8 protein-coding genes are annotated in these 10485 nt (G+C 45.2%); all 8 read right to left on the bottom strand.

Translation table 11 applies throughout. The features are described 5' to 3' along the window. Window positions 1-287: 287 nt before the first annotated feature. Window positions 288-1211, bottom strand: a complete 924-nt coding sequence (gene nlpI, locus L1D55_RS06235) for a lipoprotein NlpI (protein ID WP_239916877.1) — start codon at window positions 1209-1211, stop codon at window positions 288-290. A gap of 124 nt (window positions 1212-1335) precedes the next feature. Next, entirely contained in the window at window positions 1336-3456 is a 2121-nt protein-coding gene (gene pnp, locus L1D55_RS06230; RefSeq protein ID WP_004740632.1) for a polyribonucleotide nucleotidyltransferase, read from the bottom strand. Window positions 3457-3811: 355 nt separating this feature from the next. Beyond that, complete coding sequence (rpsO, locus tag L1D55_RS06225; protein ID WP_004740633.1) at window positions 3812-4081, bottom strand: 30S ribosomal protein S15; 270 nt, start codon at window positions 4079-4081, stop codon at window positions 3812-3814. Window positions 4082-4287: 206 nt separating this feature from the next. Continuing rightward, window positions 4288-5241 carry a tRNA pseudouridine(55) synthase TruB gene (gene truB, locus L1D55_RS06220; RefSeq protein WP_102423936.1) on the bottom strand — a complete coding sequence of 318 codons (954 nt, stop codon included), beginning with the start codon at window positions 5239-5241 and terminating at the stop codon, window positions 4288-4290. Continuing rightward, window positions 5241-5654, bottom strand: a complete 414-nt coding sequence (rbfA, locus tag L1D55_RS06215) for a 30S ribosome-binding factor RbfA (protein ID WP_239916876.1) — start codon at window positions 5652-5654, stop codon at window positions 5241-5243. Before rbfA ends, truB begins: the two co-directional genes overlap by 1 nt. 133 nt (window positions 5655-5787) lie before the next feature. Then, entirely contained in the window at window positions 5788-8478 is a 2691-nt protein-coding gene (gene infB / locus L1D55_RS06210; RefSeq protein WP_102423937.1) for a translation initiation factor IF-2, read from the bottom strand. A 22-nt stretch (window positions 8479-8500) separates the two neighbouring features. Continuing rightward, window positions 8501-9988, bottom strand: a complete 1488-nt coding sequence (gene nusA, locus L1D55_RS06205) for a transcription termination factor NusA (protein ID WP_239916875.1) — start codon at window positions 9986-9988, stop codon at window positions 8501-8503. Between the two features lie 35 nt (window positions 9989-10023). Further along, on the bottom strand, window positions 10024-10479 hold the full coding sequence (rimP, locus tag L1D55_RS06200; RefSeq protein ID WP_004738265.1) for a ribosome maturation factor RimP: 456 nt from the start codon (window positions 10477-10479) through the stop codon (window positions 10024-10026). Window positions 10480-10485: the final 6 nt, after the last annotated feature.

The raw sequence follows: 10485 nt of genomic DNA, 5'->3' as shown, positions 1-10485 counted from the left end.
TGGATAGCCTCGGCTTCAAGACCGCAAAGGCATTTAGCCTCAGAGTTAGGTTTAAGAGTCAGTGTAATAAGTGATGCTGTCTGGTGAGACTTTACTATTTTAAAGCCTTCCCAGAATGAAGATAGGAAAGTATGATTCGGCATGAAAACGGTAGTTTGTGTATGATTTTTGTTTGGCGACTAAACCATATCACTTACTACCGTTTTTGTTTTTAGTTCCCGCTAATCCGCGATGAACCACAAAAAAGCCGCTGACTGGCAGCGGCTTTGATAGTAAAAATGATCTATTTAGCGAGCATCAGCTTCTTGCTCTGCTTCAGCCAGCTTAGCTTGAGCGAGATGCTCTGCTTTTAGCGTAGTGAAAATACGGCTCAACTCTAAGAAAGAGTAACGATGCTCTACGTATTCAAATACGTTAAAAGAGACCGATAACTTATACAAAGAGATCGCATTCGCGTAGTCGCCATTCATGTGGTAACGCTTAGCCAGATAGAAGTATGTCTCGGTTAAGCGCTGTGCAAGCAACGTATTGTCACGAGTACCTGTTAAGATAGCTTTGAATGCCTGCTCTTCCGTGATGTCATCGAGCATGATAGCGACTAATACCCAGCCCCACTGCTCGTCATGATTCTCATAGCGTTTTTGCAGGTCAAGCTTAGCTTGCTCTGGCGTTAGCTCATGCTGAATGATGTATAACCAAAGCGCGCGGAATGGATCGCTCGGATCATCGGCGTAATGCTTCATCATTTCTTCATTGGCTAAGTCGTAACGCTCACCATAGTAGAGTGCGATAGCGCGGTTTCTCTCTGCATATGAATTAGCAGGATCAAGCTCGAGCGTAGAATCGAAAGATTCATAAGCCGCATCAAACTCCCCTACTTGCGTGAAGTAGACACCCAAAAGGTTGAAGATATCAGGCTGAGCTGGGTTCAATGAAAGAGATTGATTAAAGTCTAAACGCGCTAAATCCCTCAAGCCGACACTGTCGTAGTAGTTACCACGTTCAAACAGCATCTTAGCTCTAACTTCATCATTCAGATCTGGGCGCTGCAGTAGCTGACTCAAACGTGCAATCTGAACTTCTTGCTGGACGCTCGGTTGTAAAGGCACAGCCATTGGCGGGTAAACCCAACTTGAGGCGTTATCTGATGTTGTTGCACAGCCGGTTAGTACAAGCAGTAAACACATACTCACGGTTTGAAACCATTTCACAAATAATTACTCCTGTTATGACCGCAATTAAAAAGGGGAGCGATATGCTCCCCTTTATAACATGCTTTGTTGACGATAGGTTAAAAATCACTAAAAAGCGATATTACTATCGACACACTGAGAATTACTCAGCAGCAGGTGCTTCGCCTTCAGCTGGCGTTTCAACTGCTTCTTTCATGCTCAGACGTACACGGCCTTGACGGTCAATCTCAAGAACCTTAACTGGAACTTCTTGACCTTCAGTTAGGTAGTCAGACACTTTCTCAACGCGCTTGTCAGCGATTTGAGAGATGTGTACTAGACCATCTTTACCTGGAAGGATAGTTACGAATGCACCGAAGTCAGCTAGACGAGCAACTTTACCTTGGTAAATGCGGCCAACTTCAACTTCAGCTGTGATCTCTTCGATACGACGGATAGCTTCTTTAGCAGCAGCGCCTTCAGTAGCAGCAATCTTGATTGTGCCGTCATCTTCGATTTCGATTGTAGTACCAGTTTCTTCACAAAGAGCACGGATAACTGCGCCGCCTTTACCGATAACATCTTTGATCTTATCAGAGCTGATTTTCATTGTGTGGATACGTGGAGCGAATTCAGAGATCTCTTCACGAGCACCAGAAATAGCTTCATCCATCACTGAAAGGATGTGCTTACGTGCACCTTGCGCTTGGTTAAGAGCAATTTGCATGATCTCTTTAGTGATACCTTCGATCTTGATGTCCATTTGAAGTGCAGTGATACCGTCGTTAGTACCTGCTACTTTAAAGTCCATGTCACCTAGGTGGTCTTCATCACCAAGGATGTCAGAAAGAACAACGAAGTCGTCGCCTTCTTTAACAAGACCCATTGCGATACCCGCAACAGAAGACTTGATTGGAACACCAGCATCCATAAGTGCTAGAGATGTACCACATACAGAAGCCATTGAAGAAGAACCGTTAGATTCAGTGATTTCCGATACAACACGAACTGTGTATGGGAACTCATCAACAGAAGGCATTACTGCAGCGATACCACGCTTAGCTAGTTTACCGTGGCCGATTTCACGACGCTTAGGAGAACCTACAAAACCAGTTTCGCCAACACAGTATGGAGGGAAGTTGTAATGTAGTAGGAAGTTGTCTTTACGCTCGCCTGTTAGCTCATCGATGATTTGAGCGTCACGTTGTGTACCAAGCGTAGCAGTAACGATAGCTTGAGTTTCACCACGAGTGAATAGAGAAGAACCGTGAGTACGTGGAAGAACGCCAGTACGAACGTCTAGTGCACGAACCATGTCTTTTTCACGGCCATCGATACGTGGGTTACCAGCGATGATGCTGCGACGTACAACAGTTTTCTCTAGGTCGTGGAAGATAGAGTGAACTTCTTTTAGGTTCACTTCTTCATCTTCAGATACTAGTACTTCGTTAACTTCAGCCGCGATCTCGTGGATACGGTCGTAACGAGTCATTTTCTCTGTGATTTGGTACGCTTCAACTAGCTTAGCTTCTGCAAGCTCAGCGATGCGAGTGTTAAGCGCAGTGTTCTCTTCTGGAGCAACCCAATCCCATGCAGGAGTAGCAACTTCAGCTGCGAATTCGTTGATCGCGTTGATAACAACTTGTTGTTGATCGTGACCAAATACTACCGCTGATAGCATCTCTTCTTCTGTTAGGTTGTCTGCTTCAGATTCAACCATTAGAACCGCGCCAGCAGTACCAGAAACAACAAGGTCAAGCTTAGACGTTTCTAGCTCAGTGTTGCTTGGGTTAAGTACTAGTTGACCGTCGATGTGACCAACACGTGCTGCACCGATAGGACCGTTGAACGGGATACCAGAGATAGCAAGTGCTGCAGAAGTACCGATCATTGTTACCATGTCAGGCTGAACGTCTGGGTTTACAGACATTACTGTAGCGATAACTTGAACTTCGTTCTTGAATGCATCTGGGAAAAGAGGACGAATTGGACGGTCGATTAGACGAGCCGTTAGTGTTTCGCCTTCTGATGGACGACCTTCACGCTTGAAGAAGCCACCTGGGATTTTACCAGCAGCGTATGTACGCTCTTGGTAGTTAACCGTTAGAGGGAAAAAGTCTTGACCTTGTACCGCTTCTTTTTTACCAACAACAGATACGAATACTGAAGTATCGTCCATTGTTACCATAACTGCTGCAGTAGCTTGACGAGCAATAACGCCAGTTTCTAGAGTAACTGTGTGGTTACCGTACTGAAACGTTTTTACAACTGGTTTCTCAAACATTGTATTTCCTTTATCCAAAGATTGTTCTTTAGAGTCAGTAAGTTGAAACCCAAAAATCACCAATCGCGACTAGTCGAAGCAGACGGAATTTATTCGCTGTATCGAAAAAATACAGCGTACATCCACTTTGAATAGTCGCGACCTATTGGCCGACATCTGTGACTGTAACTTCTGGGTCGTATAATACCTATACAGTTAGCTGTACAGGCGAGGCATAGTATAAACTATTTTTATATACAGGGATATTTTCGTACTGAAAAAGCTCCGTGAAATAGTTCAAACTCTGTCTTTCAGGTACAAAAAAAGGAGCAATAAATGCTCCTTTTTCTTCAAACAGTCTTTGCAGACATCGCTATTAGCGACGTAGGCCTAGGCGCTTGATTAGGTCTTGGTAACGAGAAAGGTCTTTACCTTTCAGGTAGTCAAGAAGCTTACGACGGCTAGAAACCATACGTAGAAGACCACGACGGCTGTGGTGATCGCCTTTGTGAGCTTTGAAGTGACCTTGTAGGTGGTTGATAGAAGCAGTAAGTAGTGCTACTTGTACTTCTGGTGAACCTGTGTCGCCTTCAGAGCGCGCGTATTCTGCAACGATTGCTGCTTTAGTTTCTGCATTCAGAGACATAATTCTCTCCTGATAAGAGTAGTTTAATATTTGTAGCAGCCAATCTCTGATTCAGCCGCTACGCGAACCGAGGATTATAGGGAAGTTTGTCAGTTGGTGCAATAACAATCGATGGCCTTAGAAACGAAAAAAGCGAAGCGCTTAGATTAAGCGTTCGCTTTCTATTTTATTGATTCGCTTTTCAAGGCTAAACGCTATGTTCAGCGTTACGCTTGTGGCTCTTCATCTCTGAAAACAACCAAACGTTTCGGTGCAACTCGACCATCGTCAGCAATCTGAGCAACACCAACAAACAGCTTTTCTTCACCGCTTGTCATGCGAACCGTACCTTCTGTTGGCGCACCAGCAACTTGAACAGGCATACCGTGCTGAACTAGGTCAGTCAGTTCCGCATTCAAATTAACTTCTGGTAGATCTTCAACGGCAGTATCCATTGGCATCAATAGCGGGTCAAGCAGCTCTTTAGGTGCAATATCTTGCTCCTGTGCTTGCTCTAAGATCTCGTTAAGCTGCTCTAATGTTACCATGCGCTCGTAAGGGTATTTCGCAACACCAGTACGACGAAGCATGGTGACGTGAGCACCACAACCTAGCATTTCGCCAAGGTCATCCGTGATCGTACGGATGTAAGTACCTTTCGAACAGTGCACTTCCATCTCAACTTCATCACCTTCAAAGCGAAGCAGATCAATCGAGTAGACAGTGATCTTACGTGATTCACGTGGCACTTCGATACCAGCACGAGCGTACTCGTACAGTGGCTTGCCTTGGTACTTCAATGCAGAGAACATTGACGGAACTTGGTCAGTTTCACCTTTGAAGCTTTCAATGCAACGCTCAAGTTGCTCTTGAGTCACATTCACTTCACGAGTTTCAACCACTTCACCATCAGAGTCTGAAGTATTGGTACGCTCACCAAGCTTAGCAATCACAACGTAGCGCTTATCAGAATCTAGAAGAAACTGAGAGAATTTCGTTGCTTCACCAAGACAGATTGGCAGCATGCCAGTCGCAAGAGGATCCAGTGCACCTGTGTGCCCCGCCTTCTCTGCAAAGTAAATACGCTTTACTTTTTGCAGTGCATCATTAGATGAAATGCCAGTTGGCTTATCTAACAGAATTACCCCGTTAATAGGGCGACCTTTACGACGGCGAGCCATTACTCTTCGCCCTTAGACTGAGTTTCGTCAGTGCGGCCTGCTGCTGCTTGCTTACGCTTGTCGTCATTCAGAACTTCACTTACTAGGTTAGACATACGCATGCCTTCTACTAGTGTGTTGTCGTAAGTAAAACGTACTTCAGGTGTTAGACGGTGACGAATACGCTTGCCTAGCGCCATACGGATTGGCACTTCGTGCTCTTTAAGAGCAGCAAGGCATGATTCAGGTGTTTGCTCACCAATACATAGGAAAGTAACGAAAACTTTTGCGTACGCAAGGTCACGAGACACTTCTACGTCTGAGATCGTTACCATACCGATACGTGAGTCACGAACTTCACGTTGTAGGATAAGAGCAAGCTCTTTTTGAAGCTGCTGAGACACACGTTGTGTGCGGCTAAATTCTTTTGACATTTTCTTTTCTCACTTAGAAAGATGGGGGGCTTGGTAATTACCAGCCCCCCATGGTGTATTCAACAACCGATTACTTCTTACCTTTACTAGTAATGTTAGTAACCTTAGTCAATATGTCGAGTCGTACAGACGATTAGTCTAGAGTACGTTTAACCTCAACGATTTCGAATACTTCGATCTGGTCACCAACGCGTACGTCGTTGTAGTTCTTAACGCCGATACCACACTCGTAACCATTCTTAACTTCTTGAACGTCGTCTTTGAAGCGACGAAGTGACTCTAGTTCACCTTCGTAGATAACAACGTTGTCGCGTAGTACGCGGATTGGGTTGTTACGCTTAATTACGCCTTCAGTAACCATAGAACCAGCGATCGCGCCAAGTTTAGGTGACTTAAATACGTCACGTACTTCAGCAAGACCAATGATCTCTTGTTTGAATTCAGGAGCAAGCATGCCGCCCATTGCCTGTTTCACTTCGTCGATCAGTTGGTAAATGATTGAATAGTAACGTAGATCTAGGTTTTCGTTCTGAACCGTGTTACGCGCAGTTGCGTCAGCACGAACGTTGAAACCAAGGATGATAGCGTTAGAAGCTGCTGCAAGTGTTGCATCAGTTTCAGTAATACCACCAACACCAGAACCTACGATGTTCACTTTAACTTCTTCAGTTGATAGTTTCAGTAGAGAGTCAGCGATTGCTTCTACAGAACCTTGAACGTCAGCTTTTAGTACTACGTTTAGTTCAGCAACTTCACCAGCAGCCATGTTAGAGAACATGTTCTCTAGCTTCGCTTTCTGTTGACGAGCTAGTTTAACTTCACGGAATTTACCTTGACGGTAGTTCGCAACTTCACGAGCTTTACGCTCATCACGTACTACTGTTGCTTCATCACCTGAAGCTGGTACACCAGAAAGACCTAGGATCTCTACTGGGATAGAAGGACCTGCTGTCGCTACTTCTTTACCGTTTTCATCGCGCATTGCACGAACACGGCCGTACTCTTGACCACAAAGAACGATGTCGCCTTTGTTTAGAGTACCAGACTGAACTAGGATTGTTGCAACTGGACCGCGGCCTTTATCAAGACGAGATTCAACAACAACACCAGATGCCATGCCTTCTTTAACTGCAGTCAGTTCAAGAACTTCAGACTGAAGAAGGATTGCCTCTAGAAGACCATCGATGTTTGTACCCTGTTTAGCAGAGATGTGAACGAACATGTTCTCACCGCCCCACTCTTCAGGGATTACGTCGTATTGAGCTAGCTCATTCTTAACGTTGTCTGGGTTTGCACCCTCTTTATCGATCTTGTTCACAGCAACAATCAGAGGAACGCCTGCCGCTTTCGCGTGCTGGATCGCTTCGATTGTTTGTGGCATTACGCCATCGTCTGCTGCAACAACTAGTACAACGATATCTGTCGCTTGAGCACCACGAGCACGCATTGCAGTAAACGCCGCGTGTCCAGGAGTATCAAGGAAAGTGATCATGCCGTTGTCAGTATCTACGTGGTAAGCACCGATGTGCTGCGTGATACCGCCAGCTTCGCCAGAAGCAACGTGTGCTTTACGAATGTAGTCAAGTGTCGATGTTTTACCGTGGTCAACGTGACCCATGATAGTAACAACTGGAGCACGACCTTCAGCGATAGCATCGTTATCACGATCGGCTAGTACTGCTTCTTCAAGCTCGTTTTCTTTACGTAGGATTACCTTGTGACCCATTTCTTCAGCAACAAGTTGTGCTGTTTCTTGATCGATCACTTGGTTGATAGTCGCCATAGCGCCCATCTTCATCATTACTTTGATAACTTCAGTTGCTTTAACTGACATTTTGCTAGCCAGTTCAGATACAACGATAGTTTCGCCGATAGCAACGTCAGATTTAGCAACAGTTGCTGACTTATCGAAGCCTTGCTGCATTGAAGTTGGTTTAGCAAGCTTACCTTTAGCACCACGACCACGTTGGTTACGACCACCACGGTTGTTACCAGGTTGGTTAGCTGGAGCTGCTTTCTTTTTACGACGACGAGGCGCTTTTTCTTCTTTCTGGTCAGCTGCATCTTCAGCTTCACGAGCGTAAGTAGAAGTTGTCACGTGGTAGTCCGCAGACTTCTCTTGTTCTTTCTTCTTCTGCTCTTCTTCAGACCAGCGCGCTTCGTTCTCTTCAGCTAGTTTACGAGCTTCTTCAACTAGCTTCGCCGCTTCAGCTTCAGCTTTACGCTGTGCTTCTTGCTCTTGACGAGCTTTTAGTTCATCCGCTTCTTTTTTCGCTTGTGCGTTAGCGTCTGCATTTTTTGAATTCATGTCTTTTTTAGCCTTTTCAGCTTGGGCGCGTTGAGCTTTTTCTTCAGCTTCACGTTTTGCATCCGCTTCACGTTTTGCTTTCTCATCAGCTTCGCGCTGTGCTTTCTCTGCAGCTTCACGTTTCGCAAGCTCTTCAGCTTCTTTACGTGCTTTCTCTTCCGCTTCACGCTTCGCTGCTTCCTCAGCTTCACGTTTCGCTTCATCTTCAATAGCGCTGCGCTTCACGTAAGTACGCTTTTTACGTACCTCTACTTGAACATCCTTACTCTTACCGCCTCCAGCGGCAACACTTAGCGTGCTGCGGGTCTTGCGTTGAAGAGTTAAACGAGTCGGCTCTGCTTCACCAGAAGTATCGCCATGCTCCTTTTTAAGGTGCGTTAGCAATGTTTGCTTCTCTGAATCAGTTACTTGATCCGACCCTGATTTCTTCATGCCTGCATCAGCAAGTTGTTCAATTAAGCGGTCAACTGGCGTACCAATCTCTTCACTCAGTGCTTTAACTGTTAATTGTGTCATACCGCTTTCTCTCCTTGCTGAATTATTCTTCGTCGCCGAACCAACAGATGTTACGTGCAGCCATGATTAGCTCACCAGCACGTTCTGCAGTTAGGTCTTCAATGCCTTCTAGTTCATCAACGCCTTGGTCAGCTAGGTCTTCCAATGTTGTCACGCCTTTTGCTGCAAGTTTGTAAGCCATTTCACGCTCTAGGCCTTCAAGTGCTAGCAAGTCTTCAGCTGGTTCAACACCGTCAAACGTCTCTTCTTTCGCAAGTGCTAGAGTCGTTAGTGCATCTTTTGCACGGTTACGTAGCTCTTCTACGATGCCTTCGTCTAGGCCATCAACTTCAAGAAGTTCGTTTACTGGTACATAAGCAACTTCTTCTAGTGTAGAGAAACCTTCTTCAACAAGTAGTTGAGCGAAGTCTTCTTCGATGTCTAGGTGCTTCATGAAGTTTTCAATTGAAGCTACTGCTTCTTCTTGGTGTTTCTTCTGAAGGTCTTCAACCGTCATTACGTTCAGTTCCCAACCAGTTAGTTGAGATGCTAGACGTACGTTCTGACCGCTACGGCCGATAGCTTGTGCTAGGTTGTCCGCTTCAACAGCGATGTCCATTGAGTGTGCATCTTCATCAACGATGATAGAAGCAACGTCAGCTGGAGCCATTGCGTTGATTACGAACTGAGCTGGGTTATCATCCCAAAGAACGATATCGATACGCTCACCACCAAGTTCGCCAGAAACCGCTTGTACACGTGCACCACGCATACCAACACACGCACCCACTGGGTCAATGCGCTTGTCGTTTGTTTTAACAGCGATTTTAGCACGAGAACCTGCGTCACGTGCAGCACCTTTAAGTTCGATTAGCTCTTCACCAATCTCAGGTACTTCAACACGGAATAGCTCAGCTAGCATTTCTGGCTTAGAGCGAGTAATGAATAGCTGGAAGCCACGAGCTTCTGGTTTAACTGCGTATAAAAGACCACGTACACGGTCGCCTGGACGGAAGTTTTCACGAGGAAGTTGGTCATCACGTAGGATTACCGCTTCAGCGTTGTTACCTAGGTCTAGGATGATAGTGTCACGGTTAACTTTCTTAACAACACCTGTTACTAGCTCACCTTCGTTATCGATGAACTGCTCAACGATTTGAGCACGCTCAGCTTCACGTACTTTTTGTACGATAACTTGCTTCGCAGTTTGAGTCGTAATGCGGTCAAACGTTACTGACTCGATGTCGTCTTCAATGAAACCGCCAAGTTCGATCTCTGGATCGTCAATCTTAGCCGCTTCAAGAGAAATCTCTTTTGTTGGGTTTTCAACAACTTCAACAGCTTCCCAGCGACGGAAAGTTTCGAAATCACCTGTTTTACGGTCGATTTCAACACGAACTTCAATTTCTAGTTCGCTTTTCTTTTTTGTTGCCGTTGCAAGCGCGATTTCAAGCGCTTCAAAAATACGCTCACGAGGAACTGCTTTCTCATTAGAAACAGCTTCTACTACCGCCAAAATTTCTTTGTTCATTAATCTAGCCTCTTAAGCTCTTCTCTCTAGGAGAACTAAAATTTAGGGATCAGGTTCGCTTTCGCAATATTGCTCAGGACGAATTCTTCTTCTTGTCCTTCAACTAATACTTTTACTGTCTCGCCTTCAATAGATTGGATATCACCTTTCCATTTACGACGGTTGCCGACAGCCATTTTCAAAACGATGCTTACCTCGTGACCAATAAATTGTTGGTAATGCTCTGCTTTGAACAGTGGTCTCTCTAAACCTGGTGAAGACACTTCAAGGTTATAAGCCACTGAAATTGGATCTTCAACATCCATTACGGCACTTACTTGGTGACTAACTTCAGCGCAGTCGTCTACATTGATGCCGTTTGGAGAATCGATGTAAATACGTAGCGTTGAGTGCTCACCAGCACGAATAAATTCTAATCCAACTAACTCATAACCTGATGCTGCTACTGGAGCGTCAAGCATTTCAGTAAGTTGTCTTTCTAAACCAGTCATTTAACC

Source organism: Vibrio sp. Isolate22 (genome assembly GCF_022398115.1).
Lineage (GTDB): Bacteria > Pseudomonadota > Gammaproteobacteria > Enterobacterales > Vibrionaceae > Vibrio.
The sequence above is the reverse complement of the archived record's forward strand: the minus strand, read 5'-3'. Positions and strand labels throughout refer to the sequence as shown.

What these genes read in the sequence shown, in the direction of transcription:
- pnp (WP_004740632.1), bottom strand. Translation starts at nt 3,456, where the DNA reads ATGTTTGAGAAACCAGTTGTAAAAACGTTTCAGTACGGTAACCACACA.
- rpsO (WP_004740633.1), bottom strand. Translation starts at nt 4,081, where the DNA reads ATGTCTCTGAATGCAGAAACTAAAGCAGCAATCGTTGCAGAATACGCG.
- truB (WP_102423936.1), bottom strand. Translation starts at nt 5,241, where the DNA reads ATGGCTCGCCGTCGTAAAGGTCGCCCTATTAACGGGGTAATTCTGTTA.
- rbfA (WP_239916876.1), bottom strand. Translation starts at nt 5,654, where the DNA reads ATGTCAAAAGAATTTAGCCGCACACAACGTGTGTCTCAGCAGCTTCAA.
- infB (WP_102423937.1), bottom strand. Translation starts at nt 8,478, where the DNA reads ATGACACAATTAACAGTTAAAGCACTGAGTGAAGAGATTGGTACGCCA.
- nusA (WP_239916875.1), bottom strand. Translation starts at nt 9,988, where the DNA reads ATGAACAAAGAAATTTTGGCGGTAGTAGAAGCTGTTTCTAATGAGAAA.
- rimP (WP_004738265.1), bottom strand. Translation starts at nt 10,479, where the DNA reads ATGACTGGTTTAGAAAGACAACTTACTGAAATGCTTGACGCTCCAGTA.